Source organism: Halomonas sp. H10-9-1 (assembly GCF_040147005.1).
Classification (GTDB): domain Bacteria; phylum Pseudomonadota; class Gammaproteobacteria; order Pseudomonadales; family Halomonadaceae; genus Halomonas.
Map to the genome: position 1 here is coordinate 539,922 of NZ_JAMSHO010000001.1, position 18,331 is coordinate 558,252.

Genomic DNA, 18,331 nt, shown 5'->3' on the forward strand with positions numbered 1-18,331 from the left:
GCGCTCCATGAGTGCCACGTCGCCAGCGACTTCGCACACAGGACGCAGGACGTTATAAGCTCTTAACCTTCCGGTTGTTGCACACCGAGCGCCGTGGGCCTAAGGTCCGCGGCGCCTATCGTTTCCCAAGAGGTCAAGATGTCTACTCTTCTGTCCCCCCTGTGGCACGGCTATCGCGATGCCTCGCTGATCCTGCGCGTGAGCCTCGCCCTGGTGCTGGGCGTGGTGGTCGGCCTGGTCGGCGGGCCCACGGTGGCCGAATGGCTGGCCCCGCTGGGCGAGCTGCTGATGCGGCTGTTGAAGTTCATCATCCTGCCCATCGTGCTGTTCACCCTGATGGCCGGCATCAACCAGGGGCGGGCCGGCAGCCTCGGGCGAATCGGCCGCAAGGTGTTCTTCTACTACCTGGCCACCTCGGCGCTGGCCATCGCCGTGGGCCTGGCCGTGGCGACCCTGCTGTCGCCGGGGGAGGGCATGTCCCTCGAGGGGGCTGGCTCGGTCTCGGTGCCCGACAACCCCGGCATCCTCTCGGTGATCCTCGGCGTCGTGCCCAACAACATCGTCGCCGCCTTCGCCGAGCAGGACCTGCTCGGTATCATCTTCGTCGCGCTGGTGTTCGGCCTCGCCGTGGCGAAGCTGCGCCAGTCCGAGTCCCAGGCGGCGCTTGGCGAGAGGCTCTATGACCTGATCGAGGCGCTCAACGCCGCCACGCTCAAGGTGATGGACGGCATCCTGCATGTGGTGCCGGTCGGGGTCTTCGCCATCGTGGTCGGTACCGTCGCCGACCAGGGTCTGGCGACCCTGCTCTCGCTGGGCGACATGGTGGTGGTGCTCTACCTGGCGTTGGGCGTGCACTTGCTGGTCTATATCGGCCTGCTGCGCGGCTTCGGTGTGCCGGTGCGGGCCTTCTTCCGCGAGGCGCGCACGCCCATGGCCACCGCCTTCGCCACCCAGAGCAGCTCCGGCACCCTGCCGCTGACCCTCAACGCCGCGAGCCGCCTGGGCCTGCCGAAAAGCCTCTACGGCTTCAGCCTGCCGCTGGGCGCGACGCTCAACATGGACGGGGCGGCGATCCGCATCGCCATCTCGGCGGTGTTCGCCGCCAACGTGATGGGCGCGCCGCTGGACTGGTCGAGCATGCTGCAGATCGTGGTGGTGGGCACGCTGATCTCGGTGGGCACCGCCGGGGTACCGGGCGCCGGCATCGTGATGATCGCCACGGTGTTCTCCCAGGTCGGCCTGCCCATCGAGGCCGTGGCGCTGCTCACCGCCATCGATGCGTTGGTCGGCATGGGCTGCACGGCGCTCAATGTCACCGGCGACCTGGTCGGCACCGCGGTGATCGGCCGTAGCGAGGGCGAGCGCATCGAGGCCCGCGTCGCCCCGCAGGCGGCCGCCGCCGGCCAGGGCGACGCCTCATGAGCAGCATCCCCTTCGCGGCACTGGCCTGTCCGCTCGACGGTGAGGCGCTAGAGCGCCACGATGGCGCCTGGCGCTGCGCCGCCGGGCACAGCTTCGATATCGCCCGGCAGGGCTACGTGCACCTGCTGCCGGTGCAGCAGAAGCGCTCCAAGGATCCCGGCGACAGCAAGGCGATGGTCGCGGCGCGCCAGCGCTTCCTCGAGGCCGGCCACTATCGGCCGCTGGCCGAGGCGGTCGGCCGCGCGGTGCTGGCCGGGGCGGGGAGCGAGCCGCTGAGCTGCCTCGACGCCGGCTGCGGCGAGGGCTACTACCTGCGCGAGCTCGCCCGCACCTGTGATGAGCGGTGTGATGACGAGAGTCGCGACGCGGCGAGCGAGGCGCCGTCGCTCTCGCTGCTGGGCCTGGATATCTCCAAGTGGGCGGTGCTCGCGGCCGCCCGCCAGGGCAAGCAGGCGGGGGTGTCGGCGAGCTGGGTGGTAGGCAGTAACGCCCATCTGCCGGTGCAGACGGGTGCGCTCGACCGGCTGCTCTGCCTGTTCGGCTTCCCGGTGGCCGCGGAGTTCGCCCGGGTGATGAGACCCGGCGGGGTGCTGCTGATGGCCGAGGCGGGGCCGGATCACCTGCGTGAACTGCGCGAGATCATCTACCCCCGGCTGAAGCCCGAGCGAGCCGCAGAGCCCGCCGCGCCGGCGGGCTTCGCGCGCCTCGATACCGAGACCCTGCGCTATCCCCTCGCGCTCGACGGCGCCGCCTCCATCGCCGACCTGCTGGCGATGACGCCGCACCTCTATCGCGCCAGCGTCGAGGGCCGGGAACGGGCGGCGGTGCTCGACGCCCTCAGCGTCACCGTGGAGGTGCGCCTGACGCGCTACGTGCGCCAAGGTGCCGAGGAGCCGGCGGCGTGACGCCCGCCGCGGATCGGACCTCCCTCGAGGCCGCCCTGGCCTCTCGGCCTGGGGCCTGCCCCTGCGGCAGCGGCAGCGGCCGAGCGCTCGCCGACTGCTGCGGGCGCTACCATGCCGGCGAGCCGGCACCGACCCCAGAGGCGCTGATGCGCTCACGCTATAGCGCCTTCGTGCTGCGCTTGACCGACTACCTGATGGCGACCTGGCACCCGAGCACCCGGCCACAGACTATCGACTCGGACCCTGTGACCGTCTGGAAGCGCCTCGAGGTTCTCGAGAGCGGAGAGAAGGGGGAGCGGGGCAGGGTGCATTTTCGTGCCACCTTCCGCGAGGGGCGTCGCTGGGCGGTGCTCGAGGAGTGCTCGCGGTTCGTGCTTGAGGCGGGGCGTTGGTTCTACGTCGATGGCAACCCCGGCCTGCACCGGCTCAAGCCCGGCCGCAACGCGCCCTGTCCCTGCGGCAGCGGGCGCAAGTTCAAGGCCTGCTGTGGGCAGTCATGAGCGGGTGGTTCTTCGCTAGCGTTGCGCAGTCGAGGCTCAGTGAGGTGCCGGCGCTGGGGGTGGCCCATTGGCTGGTAGGCAGGAGTGGCCGCGGGGCGGGCAGCAACGAAGCAGGGCCCGCCGAAGCGAGCCCTGTTTTTACGAACCCTGAGGCTCGTCAGCGTTTCTGATCGCGGATCAAAGCGGCTTGATGTTAGAGGCCTGGAGGCCCTTCTTGCCCTGAGTCACGTCAAAGGAGACGCTTTGACCTTCCTGCAGGGACTTGAAGCCATCAGCCTGAATCTCGGAGAAGTGGGCGAAGACATCATCACCGCCGTCGGACGGAGAGATGAAGCCGAAGCCTTTGGAGTCGTTGAACCACTTCACGGTACCAGTTGCCATGTTAAATCCTTTCGCGCTTAGCGCCTTGCAAAGTTCCTGGTGTCACCCAGATGTCATAGCGGGTAAAACAAGAATGATCATACAGGCGGTCGAAAGAATTCGAATGCTGCTGAAACCATGCTGCTTGCCAACCTACTGGCGCTAAGGTCTCATTCCTGGCGGTTCGGGTCAAAGGATTTCGTGATTTATTTTTCAGGGTGGCCGTCGCCGGAGGGGGCTCCGGCGGCTCGATCGCGCTGTCTCCACGGGCACGCTCTTGCTAGACTTCGCCGTTGATTCTGCGTCCCGGGAGAGGCACGCCGCGTGAGCGCTACCCCCGATACCGCCAGCCTCGAACAGACCGCTGCCGGCGCCGGCCATGCCGGGGTGCTGGGCAGGTTGTTCGATGAGCCGATTACCGAGCTCCCGGAGGATCTCTATATTCCACCGGAAGCGTTGCGCGTGTTCCTCGAAGCCTTCGAGGGACCGCTCGACCTGCTGCTCTACCTGATTCGTCGCCAGAATCTGGATATCCTGGCCATCGACGTGGCCGCCATCACTCGCCAGTACATCGAGTATGTGGAGCTGATGAAGGCCATGGAGATCGAACTGGCCGGGGAGTATCTGTTGATGGCGGCGATGCTGGCCGAGATCAAGTCGCGCACCCTGCTGCCGCGCCCGCCGAAGGAGGGGGGCGATGAGGAGGAGGACCCACGCGCCGAGCTTATTCGTCGCCTGCAGGAGTATGAGCGGTTGAAGAGCGCCGCCGAGTCGCTAGCCGAGCTGCCCCGCCTGGGGCGCGACTGGTTCCCGGCCCGGGCGGCGTTGCCAGCGCTGGAGAGCCGGGTGATCCACCCCGATGTGGAGCTGGACCAGTTGCTGGGCGCGCTGGCGGGTATCCTGCGCCGCGCCGAGCTCAACCAGACCCACCAGGTCAGTCGCGAGACGCTCTCGACCCGCGAGCGCATGCTGGCGATCATGGCACGGCTCGAGGATGGGCGCTTCGTGCCCTTCGAGGCCCTGTTCTCCATGGAGGAGGGGCGCGCCGGGGTGGTGGTCACCTTCATGGCGATCCTCGAGCTGGCCAAGGAGGCGATGATCGAGATCGTGCAGAACGCGCCCCTGTCGCCGCTGCATGTGCGTGCCCGGGCGGCCACGGCGGAGGGTGGTGACCTGGATGACCTGGATGACCTGGAGGGCGAGGGAGAGGGCGCCTTCGAGGATGATGATGGAGAGAGGGCACCATGACCGCCATGGAGTTTCCCGATGCTCTGGACGAGATCCTCGAAGCGGCGTTGCTGGCCGCCGGCGAGCCACTGGACCTGGAGCGCATGGCGGCGCTGTTTGACGATCACGAGCGGCCGCCGCGGCGGGCCCTGCGTGAGGCGCTGGAGCGCCTGGGGGTGCGCCACGAGCGAGGGGCGCTGGAGCTGATCGAGACCGCCTCGGGCTATCAGTTGCGCATCCGGCCGCGACTTTCGCCCTGGGTGTCGCGGTTGTGGGACGAGCGGCCCCCGCGTTACTCCCGGGCACTGCTCGAGACCCTGGCGCTGATCGCCTACCGCCAGCCGGTCACCCGCGGGGACATCGAGGAGGTGCGTGGGGTCACGGTGAGCGGCTCGATCATGCGTACCTTGCTGGAGCGCGGCTGGATCCGCGTGGTGGGGCATCGCGACGTGCCGGGGCGACCGGCGGTCTACGCCACTACACGCGGTTTCCTCGATGACTTCGGCCTCAAGACCCTCGACGAACTGCCCCCCATGCATGAGTTGAAGGAGTTCGAGGAGCCGGAGGCGGTCAAGGCGCTTGAGGAGGAGGGCCCGCCGCCGGGCCAGGCCGAGATCCTCGCCCAGGCGGATGCGGCCTCGGCGGAGGATGACGAGAAGGAGGGGGCCGACGAGGCGTCCGCTAACGCTACACTACTCGAGGAAGCGCCGGCCGAGCCCGGTGCTCCCCATACGACGGCCGGGAGGGCCGACGCAGACCACGCCGGGACGGCGTCCGAGCGGACAGGGCTGAGCTTCGCCGATCTCGAGGCTCGTCTGTCCGAACGTGCCCGGGGCCGCGTCGACGATGACGCTGCCCCGGGTGCGGAATCCACACCCAGTGAGAACGACGATTCATGAGTAATACCAGCGAAAAACTGCAGAAGGTCTTGGCCCGCGCCGGGCTCGGCTCGCGCCGCGAGATGGAGACCGCCATCGCTGCCGGGAGGGTCCAGGTCAACGGCCAGGTGGCGACCCTGGGCGATCGTGTCGAGACCCGCGACAGGGTGCTCTTCGATAACCGCCCGGTGACCCTGCGCGCCGCCGAGGAAGTGCCGCGGCGGGTGATCATGTACAACAAGCCCGAGGGCGAATTGTGCACCCGCAAGGACCCCGAAGGGCGCCGCACCGTATTCGACCGCCTGCCGCGCCTCAAGGGTGAGCGCTGGATCGCCATCGGACGCCTCGACATCAATACCAGCGGCTTGCTGCTGTTCACCACCGATGGGGAGCTGGCCAACCGCCTGATGCACCCCTCCACCCAGGTGGAGCGGGAATATGCGGTGCGGGTGATGGGTGAGGTGACCCGTGAGCAGGTGGTGGCCATGGTCGAGGGCGTGATGCTCGAGGACGGGCCAGCGCGCTTCACCGACGTCCAGGAGTTCGGCGGCGAGGGCATCAATACCTGGTTCCACGTGGTGATCATGGAGGGGCGTAATCGCGAGGTGCGCCGGCTCTGGGAGTCCCAGGGGCTCACCGTCAGTCGCCTCAAACGGGTACGCTACGGCAACATCTTCCTGGACAAGCGGGCCAAGGCCGGCGAGTGGGTGGAGCTCTCCCAGGAGGAGGTCGACGACCTGGCCGAGCTGGCGGAGCTGCCGGCGCGCAAGGTGCCCGAGCTGACGCCTGACGAGAAGAATCGCTGGAGCCGCGACAAGCACAAGCGCAAGCCAGTGCAGGCGATGCGCAAGCCCAAGCCCCGGCGTTAATCGCCTGAGGCGGCAGAAGACAAAAAAATCCTTGCCAGACCGTGGGGACGCCAGTATTATCTGCCCCCGTTCGGAAGGGTCGTTAGCTCAGTTGGTAGAGCAGTTGGCTTTTAACCAATTGGTCGTAGGTTCGAATCCTACACGACCCACCACTCCGGACTCTGGCTTGCTTGCAAGCTCGGGTCGTTAGCTCAGTTGGTAGAGCAGTTGGCTTTTAACCAATTGGTCGTAGGTTCGAATCCTACACGACCCACCAATTCGGACGCCCCGGTCTCCTTGAGATCGGGGCGTCTTGCTGTGGTCGCCTTGCGGGCCGGGCGATTGCGCCGAGGTGGCGATTTCTTGACCGGGAGTGGCCAATTGCCGGGCGTTGTGGGCTAGAATGGCGGTAAGAGCCGGCAGGCGAGAGACGCGGCCAGGCTCGTTGGCGCATCACACCACGCGGAGTGCGTGGTGGTGGTGCTCCCGTAATACGCAGGGGGAGCCCCTGCCAGTCACAGTGGTAGACACGATGGCGACCATGACTTCCCGTGCCCAGGTGCGCGAGCACCTGACCCGCACTTACTGCCCCACCCGTATTCCCGCCGAGGACGAGGCGCGCGTCGAGGAGATCAAGCGGCTCCTCGAGGCCCACAATGCCGTCCTGGTGGCCCATTACTACACCGACGATGCCATCCAGCAGCTCGCCGAGGAGACCGGCGGCTGCGTAGCCGATTCTCTGGAGATGGCCCGCTTCGGCGCCCGCCATCCGGCCGATACCCTGGTGGTGGCCGGGGTGCGTTTCATGGGCGAGACCGCCAAGATCCTCTCGCCGGAGAAGCGGGTGCTGATGCCGACCCTGGAGGCGACCTGCTCGCTGGACCTGGGCTGTCCGGCGGACGAGTTTGCCGCCTTCTGCGACCAGCACCCCGACCGCACGGTGGTGGTCTACGCCAACACCTCGGCGGCGGTGAAGGCGCGTGCCGACTGGGTGGTGACCTCCTCGATCGCTGTGGATGTGATCGAGCACCTCCAGGCGCGTGGCGAGAAGGTCCTGTGGGCCCCGGACAAGCACCTGGGCGGCTACATCCAGAAACAGACCGGCGCCGACATGCTGCTCTGGGACGGTGCCTGCATCGTTCACGAGGAGTTCAAGGCCCAGGGAATCGAGGATCTCAAGGCGCTCTATCCCGAGGCCGCGGTGCTGGTGCATCCGGAGTCTCCGGCGGCGGTGGTGGGGCTGGCCGACGTGGCGGGCTCCACCTCCCAACTGATCCAGGCCGCCAGGGAGCTGCCCAACGACAAGCTGATCGTGGCCACCGACCGTGGCATCTTCTTCAAGATGCAGCAGGCGGTGCCGGAGAAGACGCTGTTCGAGGCGCCCACCGCCGGCAATGGTGCCACCTGCAGGAGCTGCGCCCACTGTCCGTGGATGGCGATGAATGCCCTGGACAACCTGGCCGATGCCCTGCGCCACGGCCACGGCGAGATCCATGTCGATGCCGAGTTGCGCCAGGCGGCGCTCAAGCCCCTGGAGCGGATGCTCAACTTCCAGAAGTAAGCGCCGAGCTACAGGCGCCGAGTGACAGGAAGCCCCGAAGGCCAAGGCCTCCGGGGTTTTCTTTTGCCGCGGGCGTTTTCATGCTGCGGACTTGCAGCTTGCAGCTTGCAGCTTGCAGCTTGCAGCTTGCAGCTTGCAGCTTGCAGCTTGCAGCTTGCAGCTTGCAGCTTGCAGCTACTGAAACTCCTCCAGCGTCTCCCGGTAGCCGAGAAACGCCTCGTAGCGCTGTTCGATGCGCGCGGTGGCGGCGCTGTTGCCCTCACGTTCGGCCACCCGGCGGGCCACGCCCAGCTGGCGGATGGCATCGGTGATGCGCCCGGTGAGTTGCTGGTGTTCGGCGCGGGCCAGGTGACCCAGGGCCTCGCGGTCGCTGCGCCCTGCGGCCTCGCCCAGCAGCGCAAACACGCGATGATCCTCGGGGCGCCGCTCGGCCAGCTCACGCAGCAGTCGCCACGCGTCGTCGGCATCGCGCTGGAGCTGCGCCTCGGCGAGGATGAGGGTGGTCGGCACATGCCCTGGCACCAGGCGCAATAGGCGCCGGCTGCGCTCGATGGCGTCATCGGTGCGCCCGCCCTTGAAGGCCACCTCGGCCGCCGAGGCCGGGATCAGGGTGAGGTCGGGCAACTCACGGGCCAGGGTGTCGAGCCGCCGCAGCGCTGCCGTGGTATCGCCACGTTCGGCGAGTGCCAGTGCGTCGAGATAGTGCCTGGCCTCCTGGGGCGCTTCGCTCTGGGCCAGTCGCGTGATGGCCTGGTCGGGGTCTCGCGGGTGGATCGCCAATAGTGCCCGGGCGCGCACCAGGTGATACTGCAGGTCCTCACGGTCACCCTGCGCCGCGAACCGGGCGGCGCGCGAGGCGGTATCGCTGATGCGCGACTCGGTGAGTGGGTGGGTGAGCAGGAACTCCGGGGGTGTGCCTCCTTGCAGGCTGGCCAGCCGCTGCATTGCCCGGAACATCGAGGCCATGGCTTCGGGGTCGTAGCCGGCCTCGGCCATGACCTGCAGGCCCACGCGGTCGGCCTCCTGCTCGTAGCGCCGCGAGTAGGCCAGCTGGTCCTGGATGAAGGCGGCCTGGGAGCCCATGGCGACGCCGATGCCGGCATCGCCTCCGCCGGCGGCGGCGATCAGCATGCCGGCCAGCATGGCAGCCATGGTGGGGACCTGGGTCTGTTCGGCACGGGCCCGGCCGCGGGTGTAGTGGCGCTGGGCGAGGTGGCCGAGCTCGTGGGCCAGCACCGAGACCAGCTCCGCCTCCTTTTGGGCGAAGGCAAACAGCCCAGCGTTGACGCCGATCACGCCGCCCGGTACCGCGAAGGCATTGAGGCGGTGGCTGTCGACCAGGGTCACGACCAACTCGTTGCCGCCGAGGCCGCTGTGCGGGGCCAGCCGCGCCACCAGCGATTCGACATAGGCCTGGGCGAAGGGGTCCTGCCACTCCGGGGCGCGGGCACGGAACTGGCGCAGCCAGGCGCGGCCCAGGCGGTACTCCTCGCCATCGGCGGCACGGCTGCCGGGGGATGACAGGCTGGGCAGGCCGGCGTCGCTCTCCCAGGCGGGCTCGGTCCACTGACCGGCTGCAGGCAGGGCCAGGGACAGGCCCATCATCAGGGCGAAAACGCGGGGGAGATGACGCGACAACATGGACAAGCTCTCCTTCGGGCGAGGCGGGCCCACTCTCTGACATTGATTCGCCCCGCAAAGTGCCTTTAAATCCCTAGAGTTCCCGCTGCCGGCACGTCGGCGGCGTCATTCTGCATTCTTCCGGGAGTCTCCATGTCTCTGCAACCCGACCAAGTGCTCGATGTCTGTGGACTGCCGTGCCCGCTCCCCCTGCTCAAGGCCAAGCAGGCGCTCTCCAGGCTCGAGGTCGGTCAGCTTCTCGAGGTCAGGGCCACCGATGCCGGCTCCTGGCGGGACTTCGCCAGCTATATCGAGCAGAGCGTCCACGAGATGCCGGCCCGGGAGGAGCGTGGCAGGGTCTACCTCTACTGGATCCGCAAGGGCGGGGAGCGCGCCACATGACGCTGCGGGCGGTGCTAAAGGGTTGGGTCGACCACTACCTCTCCGACGAGGAGGCCGTGATCCTGCTGGTGGTGCTGGTGCTGGGCTTCGCCGTGGTGATCTTCCTGGGGCGCATGCTGGCCCCCTTCCTCACCGCGTTGGTGATCGCCTTCCTGCTGCAGGGGGCGGTGAACTGGTTGGAGCGGCGACACGTGCCGCACCTGCTGGCGGTGATCCTGGTGTTCCTGGGCTTCATGGGCTTGCTGCTGGCGCTGGCCTTCATCCTGATGCCGTTGATCTGGAACCAGTTGGTGACCCTGGTGCAGGAGGCACCGCGGATGTTCGCCAGTGGCCAGCAGTTGCTCGACGGCCTGCAGGCGCGCTACCCGCAGCTGATTACCCCGGACCAGATCCAGAACTGGATCGCCACCGCCGGGCGCGAGCTGACCCAGCTGGGGCAGCGCGCCCTGACGCTGTCCCTGGCTTCGCTGGGCAATGTCCTGGGGTTGATCATCTACCTGGTGCTGGTGCCGATCCTGGTGTTCTTCCTGCTCAAGGATCGCGAGCGGCTGGTGGACTTCATCCTTTCGCTGCTGCCCCGCAAGCGGACCCTGATGACCCGCATCTGGCACGAGATGGACAGCCAGATCGCCAACTATGTGCGCGGCAAGTTCATCGAGATCATGATCGTGGGCACCGTGGCCTTCGTCACCTTCGCCTTCTTCGGGCTGCCCTATACCGCCCTGCTCTCGGTGATGGTGGGGTTCTCGGTGCTGGTGCCCTATATCGGGGCGGCAGTGGCCACCCTGCCGGTGGCCGCGGTGGCCGGCTTCCACTTCGGCATGACCGACGAGTTCCTCTATGTGCTGGTCGCCTACGGGGTCATCCAGGCGCTGGACGGCAACGTGCTGGTACCGGTCCTGTTCTCCGAGGCGGTCAACCTGCACCCGGTATCGATCATCGTGGCGGTGCTGTTCTTCGGCGGGATCTGGGGCTTCTGGGGGATCTTCTTCGCGATTCCCCTGGCGACCCTGCTCAAGGCGCTGGTCTATGCCTGGCCGAGGGGGATCAAGCGCCGCCGGCAGGATGAGAGTGGCGAGGTAGTGGCGGAGAAGTGAGGGCCGCCGCTGGCGGCCCGGTCGGGTATCAGTCGGTGGCGAGGCTGCCGCCGTCGAGGGCCTGGGCGGCCTCCAGGACCTCCTGGGCGTGGCCCTTGACCTTTACGCCGCGCCACTCCCGGGCCAGCCTGCCCTCGCTGTCGATCAGGAAGGTGCTGCGCTCGATGCCCAGGTGCTCCTTGCCATACAGCTTCTTGAGCTTGATGACGTCGAACAGCCGGCACACGCTCTCGTCCTTGTCGGAGATGAGGTCGAAGTTGAACGCCTGCTTGGCCTTGAAGTTCTCCTGGGCACGGATGCCATCCCGGGAGACGCCGAGAATCACGGTGTTGGCGGCGTCGAAGTCCGCCTTGCGGTCACGGAAGTCGCCGCCCTCGGTGGTACAGCCGGGGGTGCTGGCCTTGGGGTAGAAGTAGACCACCACCTGGCGGCCCTCGAGTTCGGAGAGGGTGACGCTCGCGTCACCGGTGGCGTGGGCGGTGAAGTCGGGAACCGTCTGGCCGATGCTGACACTCATGGGAGTCTCCTGGGTGAGAGTGGCGAGGCGTCGATTACACGCAACCGTCGCCCACCTGTCAAAGTGGTCCGCGGAAAGTGGTGCCGCCGCTGTACAGGCTCAGGCCGCCTGAGTACCATTTGTTTCCTGGGGCGCTGTGTCGCCCTGTTTTCGCTCCGGTGCGGCCGGGGCGCCGTGCGGCAATCGAACCGGCAGCAGTAGAACCGAGAGGATAGAGAGGATGGTCACGGGAAGCATCGTCGCCTTGGCGACGCCGATGAAGGTCAATGGCGATATCGATTGGGAGGCGCTGCGTCGCCTGGTGAACTTCCATCTCGACCATGGTACCGATGGTATCGTTGCCGCCGGCACCACCGGCGAGCCCACCACCATGTCCTTCGCCGAGCACTTCGATGTGATTCGTGCCGTGGTGGAAGAGGTCAACGGCCGCATCCCGGTGATCGCCGGCACCGGCGCCAACGCCACCTCCGAGGCGGTGGAGCTGGCGCGCTACGCCAGCGAGGTAGGGGCGGACTACTGCCTGTCGGTCTGCCCCTACTACAACAAGCCGACCCAGGAGGGGCTCTATCGCCACTTCAAGGCGGTGGCCGAGGGCAGCGAACTGCCGGTGATCCTCTATAACGTGCCCGGTCGTACCTGCTCCGACCTCTACAACGAGACGGTGCTGCGCCTCGCCGAGGTGGACAACATCGTCGGTCTCAAGGATGCCACCGGCAACCTGGAGCGCGCCGAGGACCTGATCGGTCGCCTCAAGGGTAGCGGCTTCATGCTCTACTCGGGTGACGACGGCACCGCCTGCGACTTCATGCTGATGGGCGGCCATGGCGATATCTCGGTGACCGCCAATGTCGCGCCCCAGGCCATGCACGACCTGTGTGCGGCCGCGGTGAACGGCGACGTCGAGCGTGCCCACCAGCTCAACACCCGGCTGATGCCGCTGCATACCAACCTAGGCATCGAATCCAACCCGATTCCCGTCAAGTGGGCGCTGCATCGCATGGGGCTGATCGAGCCGGGCATACGCCTGCCGCTTACCTGGCTCTCGGAGAAGTACCACTCCACCATCAGCGAAGCCCTGCAACTGGCCGGGCTGATCGACGACTGATCGGCGCCGTGCCGGACCCTGGAGAATTGGATGCAAGGTAGACCCATGAACTCAGCGCTGAAATGGCTGCCGCTGGCGGCGCTTGTCGCCCTGGCCGGCTGTGCCCGTGACGACGGCTATTACCACGATCGCAATATCGACTACGCCGATGCCCGCCAGGCGGTGCCCCTGGTGTTGCCCGAGGGGCGCGATTCCCAGCGCTACCGCGACGTCATGCCGGTGCCCGACGTCGCCGGCGGCTTTCACGCCGGCGGCGATGGCTTCGAGGCGCCAGCACCGCAGCCCCTGGGCGCCGGGCGTATCGAGCGCGACTTCGTCGAGCCGCGCCGCGTGGGTGGCGATGCCTGGCTGGTAGTGGCGGCCGCTCCGGAGAGTGTCTGGCCACAGTTGGAGGGCTTTGCCCGCAGCCGTGGCCTGGGCGTGGTCGAGAGCGACAGCTCCCGCGGAGTGCTCGAGACCCAGCAGGGGCGTCTGAGTGTCCGCCAGGGGCTGCGCGCCGGTGACAGCGAAGTGCGTTGTGACCAGTCCGGTCGCCCGGTGGGTGCCTGCCTGGAGGCCCTGGAGCAGTATCTCGGCGCCCGCAGCGCCGCGGCGTCCGGCAGCGCCTCATTGCAGGCCCAGCGGCTGGCCGGCAATGAGCGTCTGCGGCTGACGCAGGTGGGTGGGGAGTGGGTGGTCGAGGTGCCGCTGGACATCGAGCGCACCTGGGCCGAGCTGGAGTATCAGCTGCGCCGGGACTTCACCATCGAGGAGCGACGCCAACTGCTCGATAGCGATGCTGCCGACTTCGCGTTTTTGATCAGTTACATGACGGTGACCGAGCGCAACCGCAACCCGCTGCAGATCGTCTTCAGCCCCGACGTGCGCAAGATGCATCAGCAGCTGCGCCTGGTGCTGGAGAGCGAAGGAGCCCAGCGCACCTTGCTGCGCGCCGAGAACGCCAGCGAACGTGACTTCAGCGCCGAGGACCGACGTGAGCTGCTCGAGCGGGTGACGGGCCTGCTGCGCTGATGATGGTCGCCCGCAAGAGCGCCGCCTCGCTCGCCGGGCGGCTGCGTTTCGCCTCCCTGGGCAGCGGCAGCAAGGGCAACGCCACCCTGGTCAGCGACGGTGAGACCCACCTGCTGGTGGATTGCGGCTTCACGTTGCGCGAGGCCGAACGCCGGCTGGCCCGGCTGGGCATGCACCCGCGTCAGCTCGACGCCCTGCTGGTGACCCACGAGCACGGTGACCATATCCGCGGGGTGGGGCCCCTGGCGCGGCGCTACGGGGTGCCGGTGTGGCTGACCCCGGGTACCTGGGCCTCCGGGCGCCTTGGGGAGCTGCCCGAGCGCCACTGGATCACTCCCCAGGCGCGGTTTGCCGTGAAGGGCCTCTGCATCGACCCGGTAACCGTGCCCCATGATGCTCGCGAGCCGGTGCAGTTCCGTATCCAGGGCGGCGGCGGTCGCCAACTGGGGCTGCTCACCGATCTCGGGCACCCCACCGAGCATGTCGTTCAGGCCTTCGCCGGCTGTGATGCCTTGGTGCTGGAGTGCAATCATGACGTGAGTATGCTCGCCGAGGGCCCCTATCCACCGCGACTCAAGCGCCGGGTAGGTGGCGACTGGGGGCATCTGGCCAATGCCCAGGCAGCGGCGCTGCTGGCCAGGCTCGGCCTCGACCGGCTGCAGCGCATCGCCTGTTCACACCTGTCGGAACACAACAACCGCCCCGAGCTGGCGCTGGAGGCCCTGGTGCCGCTGCTCGATGGTGACGACTCGCGGCTGTTGGTGGCCTGCCAGGACGACGGCCTGGCATGGCAGGCCATCGCCTGAGCCTGCAACCTTCCACCTGACCAAGCCTCCGGAGGCTTCCATGGAAAAGCGTCAAGAACTCTACGCCGGCAAGGCCAAGTCGGTCTTTGCCACCGATGACCCCGATCGCGTGATACTGCAATTCCGCGACGATACCAGCGCCTTCGATGGCGAGCGCATGGAGTCGCTGGCCCGCAAGGGGATGGTCAACAACCGCTTCAATGCCTTCATCATGGAGAAGCTCGCCGAGGCGGGGGTGCCGACCCACTTCGAGAAGCGCCTCTCCGACACCGAGAGCCTGGTCAAGGCGCTGGAGATGATCCCGGTGGAGTGCGTGGTGCGCAACCTCGCCGCCGGCGGCCTGGTCAAGCGCCTGGGCGTCACCGAGGGGCAGGAGCTCACGCCTCCCACCTTCGAGCTGTTCCTCAAGAACGACGCGCTGCATGACCCCATGATCAACGAGTCGCTGGCCGAGACCTTCGGCTGGGCGACGCCTGCGCAGTTGGCCGAGATGAAGGCGCTGACCTTCCGGGTCAATGTGGTACTCAAGCAGCTGTTCGCCGATGGCGGTCTGCTGCTGGTGGACTACAAGCTCGAGTTCGGCCTGTTCAAGGGGCAGATCGTGCTGGGCGACGAGTTCTCGCCGGACGGTTGCCGGCTGTGGGACGCCGAGACGCGCAACAAGATGGACAAGGATCGCTTCCGCCAGGGCCTCGGTGGCGTGATCGAGGCCTACGAGGAAGTCGGCCGCCGCATCGGTGTCGACTTCGACTGACGCCGCCGTGCCGAACCCGTCTCACGAAGGGCCCTATCCCATAGGGCCCTTCGCTATTTCTGCCGGGACGATATCCACCACCTCCAGGGTGGTAGTGCCGTCGGCGGTCGCCACGGCCTGAAAGCGCACGTCCAGGTCGCGCAGGCGCACGCCGTAGCGGCGTGCCTCGCCGCCGTTTCGATAGGCCGGCCGGGGGTCCTGGCTCAGCACTTCCTCGATCAAGGCGCGCAGCGAGGCGCCGTCCTCCCGCCTGGCCAGCGCCGTCTCGGCCGCGCGGGTGAAGTGCACCGCCAGCCTGTCTGGGGCCTCGGGGGCGAAGCCCGCGCGGGCCTCGGGCCTGGCCTCGGCCCAGGGCAGGTAGGGCTTGATATCGAGCACCGGGGTGCCGCTCACCAGGTCGGCGCCGGCGAGTTGCAGCCTGACACCGCGGCGGGTGTCGATCCCGAGCAGTTCGACCAGCGACAGCCCCAGACGGTTGGGGCGGTGAGTGCTGCGGCTGGCGAAGACCCCGATCTGGCGGTTGCCTCCCAGGCGTGGCGGCCGCACCAGCGGTGACCAGCCCTCGGGCCCGGCTCGTTCAGGGCTGAGGTGGAAGAGGAAGGTGAGCCACAGATGGCTGAACGCCTCCAGCCCGCGCACTGCCAGCGGGTCGTCGTAGGGAGGCAGTAGCCGGAGCGTGGCGCGGGCCGACGGCGCCAGGCCGGGCTGACGAGGCACGCCAAACTTGTCGGGGAAGTCGCTCTCAATGACGCCGAGCGGCGACAGGGTGACGTCGGGGAGGGGGGCAGGATCGTTCATGGCCAGCATTATGCCTGGCCCCCGGCGGGGCGGCGACCACAGTTGGCCTGCCGGCTGGCGTTGTGTAGTCTTTCGGCAACATCCAGCGTCGCGAGATTTTCATGAACGAGACTGTAGCAGCGTCGGGCGATGCGCCCCCGCGTCGCCGTGGTCCGCGGATTCGCTATCGCGAGGCCCTGGCGCGAGACGCCGGTGATCAGGCCGAGGTCTTCCACCATGCCGTGATGCAGGGCGCCGCGGCGCACTACACTCGGGAGCAGCGTGAGGCCTGGGCCTCGGCACTGCCACGAGATGCCAGCGCCTGGGCGGCGCGCCAGGCCCTCTACACCACCCTGGTGGCGGATTGTGATGGTCGCTGCGTGGGCTTCCTCGAGCTGGAACCCCACAGTGGGCGTATCGTGACGCTCTATGTCTGGCCGTCCCTGGCGCGGCGCGGCATCGGGGCGACGCTGCTGGTCCATGCCGAGCGCTTGCTGATCGAGCGGGGGCTGGGCCGTGCCAGCATCGAGGCGAGCCTGATGCTGGCCGAGGGCCTCGTGCGCCGCGGCTGGCGTGACCTGGGCGAGGAGTGGGTTGAGCGCGGTGGGGAGCGGCTGTCGCGCCACCGCCTGGAGCGGTCGCTGGTGGCGCTGGAAACCTGAAGGCACCTCCCCGCTGGCGCTCAGTCCAGCAGGCGCATGGAGAGGTCGACCGCCTTGAGGTCCTTGGTCAGGGCGCCGCTGGAGATGCAGTCGACGCCGGTCTCGGCGATGGCGCGCAGGGTGCTCGCGTCGACATTGCCGGAGGCCTCCAGCGTCGCCCGGCCGGCGGTGCGGAGTACCGCCTCGCGCATCTCGTCGAGGCTGAAGTTGTCGAGCATGATCACGTCGGCACCGGCCGCCAGTGCCTGCTCCAGCTCGTCGAAGGTCTCCACTTCCACCTCTACCGGCAGGTCGCTGGCGATGCGCCGTGCCTCATGGACCGCCGCCTGGATGCCGCCGCAGGCCGCGATATGGTTCTCCTTGATCAGGAAGGCATCCCATAGCCCGATGCGGTGATTGTGGCCCCCGCCGCAGGCCACCGCGTACTTCTGGGCCAGGCGCAGGCCGGGCAGGGTCTTGCGGGTATCCAGCAGGCGCACGCCGGTGTCGCCGAGCAGCTCGACGTAGTGGCGGGTTCGGGTGGCGGTGGCGGAGAGGGTCTGCAGCAGGTTGAGTGCCGCGCGTTCGCCGGTGAGCAGGCTGCGCGCCGACCCCTCCAGTTCGAGAAAGCACTGGCCGGCGTCCAGGGCGTCACCGTCGGCGGCCTGCCAATGCAGCACCACCGAGGCATCGAGGCGCCGGAATAGCTCGTCGACCCAGGCCACGCCGCACAGTACGCAGGCCTCTCGGGTGATGACTCGTGCCCGGGCGAGCTGCTCGGTGGGGATCAGCCGCGCGGTGATGTCGCCGGGGCCGATGTCCTCGGCCAGTAGGCGAGCGGCGGCATCGCGGATCTCTTCGACGAGCTTGGTGTGGTAGGGCTGGCTGTCCTGGTAGTCCATGCGGGTCACTCGCGAGGTTGACGTGGGGTGGCCGGGGTGATCGAGGGCGTCCATTATAGGGAATCCACACCGGTCACGTCAGGGGAGACGCATGGCAATCGAACAGGGTTGGTTGGCTTCGGCGCGGCGGGTGCCATCCCCCAACTGCGATGAGCGGCCGCAAGGCGAGGTGTCGCTGCTGGTGCTGCACTCCATCAGCTTGCCACCCGGGGAGTTCGGCGGAGAGCATATCGAGAGACTGTTCACCAATCGCCTGGATCCCGACGCTCATCCCTTCTTCGCTTCCATCCGGGAGCTGCGTGTCTCGGCCCACCTGCTGATTCGCCGCGATGGCGAGTGCGTGCAGTTCGTGCCGTTCCAGCGCCGCGCCTGGCACGCCGGGCGCTCGTGCTGGCGCGACGGCGATCGCTGGCGCCATGCCCTCAATGACTTCGCCATCGGCATCGAGCTGGAGGGCAACGAGGTCTCGGCCTACTCCAGCGCACAGTATGAATGCCTGGCCGGGGTGACCCTCGACCTCTTCGCCGCTTATCCGGCGCTGGACCCGTTGCGAGTCACCGGCCACGCACGGGTAGCGCCACTGCGCAAGAGCGATCCGGGGCCCGCCTTCGACTGGGCCTACTATCGCCAGCGGCTTGCCGGCCGCGAGTGCGTCGAATGAGCCTCCTTGGGAGCCCTCCCCCTGAGCCGCATCAGCAGCAAGGGGGGAGAGTAGTCAAACGGTAGTTTAGCTACATCTCCTTGACCTTCGTCGAGTTTCCCACCTGAGGTGCCGCTAACCCGTTGTGTTGCGGTGCGGTGAGGATTATGTGGAAATCCATTCCATGTAAACTTGCTTTGGCAGGAGGCGAGGTATACGGTATCTTTTGCACAGAAACGACGGTTTTTTTGGGTCGTGACGTAATAAAATTACACAGTAACCGGGGTGCGTTGTCTCTCTGAGGAGAGGGCACCCTGTTTTCCGCGCGCAGCGGGCACGCAACATCCATCGTCATTCG

General features: G+C 67.6%; 20 protein-coding genes and 2 tRNA genes. 17 read left to right on the forward strand and 5 right to left on the reverse strand.

Annotated elements, in window-relative coordinates; all coding sequences use genetic code 11:
* Positions 1–138: 138 nt before the first annotated feature.
* Genes NFH66_RS02475 through NFH66_RS02485 form a run of 3 tightly spaced genes read left to right on the forward strand, consistent with a single transcriptional unit; the run spans position 139 to position 2,827 of the window.
* A complete protein-coding gene (locus tag NFH66_RS02475; protein WP_349608097.1) occupies positions 139–1,422 on the forward strand; it encodes a dicarboxylate/amino acid:cation symporter in 1,284 nt (427 codons plus the stop codon).
* On the forward strand, positions 1,419–2,327 hold the full coding sequence (locus tag NFH66_RS02480) for a putative RNA methyltransferase (RefSeq protein WP_349608099.1): 909 nt from the start codon (positions 1,419–1,421) through the stop codon (positions 2,325–2,327). The genes NFH66_RS02475 and NFH66_RS02480 overlap by 4 nt, the downstream gene beginning before the upstream one ends.
* Entirely contained in the window at positions 2,324–2,827 is a 504-nt protein-coding gene (locus tag NFH66_RS02485; RefSeq protein ID WP_349608101.1) for a YchJ family protein, read from the forward strand. Before NFH66_RS02480 ends, NFH66_RS02485 begins: the two co-directional genes overlap by 4 nt.
* Positions 2,828–3,004: 177 nt before the next feature.
* Here the strand turns inward: NFH66_RS02485 and NFH66_RS02490 are convergent, their stop codons facing one another.
* Positions 3,005–3,208, reverse strand: a complete 204-nt coding sequence (locus tag NFH66_RS02490; RefSeq protein ID WP_349608103.1) for a cold-shock protein — start codon at positions 3,206–3,208, stop codon at positions 3,005–3,007.
* 303 nt (positions 3,209–3,511) lie between these two features.
* Here NFH66_RS02490 and NFH66_RS02495 point away from each other — a divergent pair, with 303 nt between their 5' ends.
* The 6 genes from NFH66_RS02495 (at position 3,512) to nadA (ending at position 7,701) form a co-directional block, all read left to right on the forward strand.
* A complete protein-coding gene (locus NFH66_RS02495) occupies positions 3,512–4,435 on the forward strand; it encodes a segregation and condensation protein A (RefSeq protein WP_502878625.1) in 924 nt (307 codons plus the stop codon).
* Positions 4,432–5,313 (forward strand): SMC-Scp complex subunit ScpB, encoded by an 882-nt coding sequence (gene scpB / locus NFH66_RS02500; protein WP_349608105.1) that lies wholly within the window; start codon positions 4,432–4,434, stop codon positions 5,311–5,313. Before NFH66_RS02495 ends, scpB begins: the two co-directional genes overlap by 4 nt.
* Positions 5,310–6,161, forward strand: a complete 852-nt coding sequence (gene rluB, locus NFH66_RS02505) for a 23S rRNA pseudouridine(2605) synthase RluB (protein ID WP_349608107.1) — start codon at positions 5,310–5,312, stop codon at positions 6,159–6,161. The genes scpB and rluB overlap by 4 nt, the downstream gene beginning before the upstream one ends.
* A gap of 76 nt (positions 6,162–6,237) precedes the next feature.
* Positions 6,238–6,313, forward strand: a tRNA-Lys gene (locus tag NFH66_RS02510).
* A gap of 28 nt (positions 6,314–6,341) precedes the next feature.
* Positions 6,342–6,417 (forward strand) — tRNA-Lys (locus NFH66_RS02515).
* Positions 6,418–6,672: 255 nt separating this feature from the next.
* The gene (gene nadA / locus NFH66_RS02520) at positions 6,673–7,701 is read left to right on the forward strand and encodes a quinolinate synthase NadA (protein WP_502878626.1); all 1,029 of its coding nucleotides are present in this window, start codon (positions 6,673–6,675) and stop codon (positions 7,699–7,701) included.
* A 174-nt stretch (positions 7,702–7,875) separates the two neighbouring features.
* Here the strand turns inward: nadA and NFH66_RS02525 are convergent, their stop codons facing one another.
* Entirely contained in the window at positions 7,876–9,342 is a 1,467-nt protein-coding gene (locus tag NFH66_RS02525) for a M48 family metalloprotease (protein WP_349608112.1), read from the reverse strand.
* Between the two features lie 132 nt (positions 9,343–9,474).
* Here NFH66_RS02525 and NFH66_RS02530 point away from each other — a divergent pair, with 132 nt between their 5' ends.
* Positions 9,475–9,723 (forward strand): sulfurtransferase TusA family protein, encoded by a 249-nt coding sequence (locus NFH66_RS02530; protein WP_349608114.1) that lies wholly within the window; start codon positions 9,475–9,477, stop codon positions 9,721–9,723.
* Positions 9,720–10,820 carry an AI-2E family transporter gene (locus NFH66_RS02535; protein ID WP_349608116.1) on the forward strand — a complete coding sequence of 367 codons (1,101 nt, stop codon included), beginning with the start codon at positions 9,720–9,722 and terminating at the stop codon, positions 10,818–10,820. Before NFH66_RS02530 ends, NFH66_RS02535 begins: the two co-directional genes overlap by 4 nt.
* A gap of 28 nt (positions 10,821–10,848) precedes the next feature.
* Here the strand turns inward: NFH66_RS02535 and NFH66_RS02540 are convergent, their stop codons facing one another.
* Positions 10,849–11,337 (reverse strand): peroxiredoxin, encoded by a 489-nt coding sequence (locus NFH66_RS02540; protein WP_349608118.1) that lies wholly within the window; start codon positions 11,335–11,337, stop codon positions 10,849–10,851.
* 220 nt (positions 11,338–11,557) lie between these two features.
* On the opposite strand from NFH66_RS02540, the gene dapA reads away from it, so the two are divergent.
* Genes dapA through purC form a run of 4 tightly spaced genes read left to right on the forward strand, consistent with a single transcriptional unit; the run spans position 11,558 to position 15,013 of the window.
* Entirely contained in the window at positions 11,558–12,442 is an 885-nt protein-coding gene (gene dapA, locus NFH66_RS02545) for a 4-hydroxy-tetrahydrodipicolinate synthase (RefSeq protein WP_349608120.1), read from the forward strand.
* Positions 12,443–12,487: 45 nt separating this feature from the next.
* Positions 12,488–13,453, forward strand: coding sequence for a lipoprotein, NlpB (locus tag NFH66_RS02550; RefSeq protein ID WP_349608122.1), 966 nt, complete (start codon positions 12,488–12,490; stop codon positions 13,451–13,453).
* Entirely contained in the window at positions 13,453–14,259 is an 807-nt protein-coding gene (locus NFH66_RS02555) for an MBL fold metallo-hydrolase (protein WP_349608124.1), read from the forward strand. The genes NFH66_RS02550 and NFH66_RS02555 overlap by 1 nt, the downstream gene beginning before the upstream one ends.
* Before the next feature lie 40 nt (positions 14,260–14,299).
* Positions 14,300–15,013 (forward strand): phosphoribosylaminoimidazolesuccinocarboxamide synthase, encoded by a 714-nt coding sequence (purC, locus tag NFH66_RS02560; RefSeq protein WP_349608126.1) that lies wholly within the window; start codon positions 14,300–14,302, stop codon positions 15,011–15,013.
* 33 nt (positions 15,014–15,046) lie between these two features.
* On the opposite strand, the gene tsaA is transcribed toward purC, so the two are convergent.
* The gene (gene tsaA / locus NFH66_RS02565) at positions 15,047–15,811 is read right to left on the reverse strand and encodes a tRNA (N6-threonylcarbamoyladenosine(37)-N6)-methyltransferase TrmO (RefSeq protein WP_349608128.1); all 765 of its coding nucleotides are present in this window, start codon (positions 15,809–15,811) and stop codon (positions 15,047–15,049) included.
* Between the two features lie 101 nt (positions 15,812–15,912).
* Between tsaA and NFH66_RS02570 the strand changes: the two genes are divergently transcribed.
* Complete coding sequence (locus NFH66_RS02570; RefSeq protein WP_349608130.1) at positions 15,913–16,452, forward strand: GNAT family N-acetyltransferase; 540 nt, start codon at positions 15,913–15,915, stop codon at positions 16,450–16,452.
* Between the two features lie 20 nt (positions 16,453–16,472).
* Here NFH66_RS02570 and nadC read toward each other — a convergent pair whose 3' ends face one another.
* Positions 16,473–17,333, reverse strand: a complete 861-nt coding sequence (nadC, locus tag NFH66_RS02575; RefSeq protein ID WP_349611635.1) for a carboxylating nicotinate-nucleotide diphosphorylase — start codon at positions 17,331–17,333, stop codon at positions 16,473–16,475.
* Positions 17,334–17,424: 91 nt separating this feature from the next.
* On the opposite strand from nadC, the gene ampD reads away from it, so the two are divergent.
* On the forward strand, positions 17,425–17,994 hold the full coding sequence (ampD, locus tag NFH66_RS02580; RefSeq protein ID WP_349608133.1) for a 1,6-anhydro-N-acetylmuramyl-L-alanine amidase AmpD: 570 nt from the start codon (positions 17,425–17,427) through the stop codon (positions 17,992–17,994).
* The last annotated feature ends 337 nt before the right edge of the window (positions 17,995–18,331 follow it).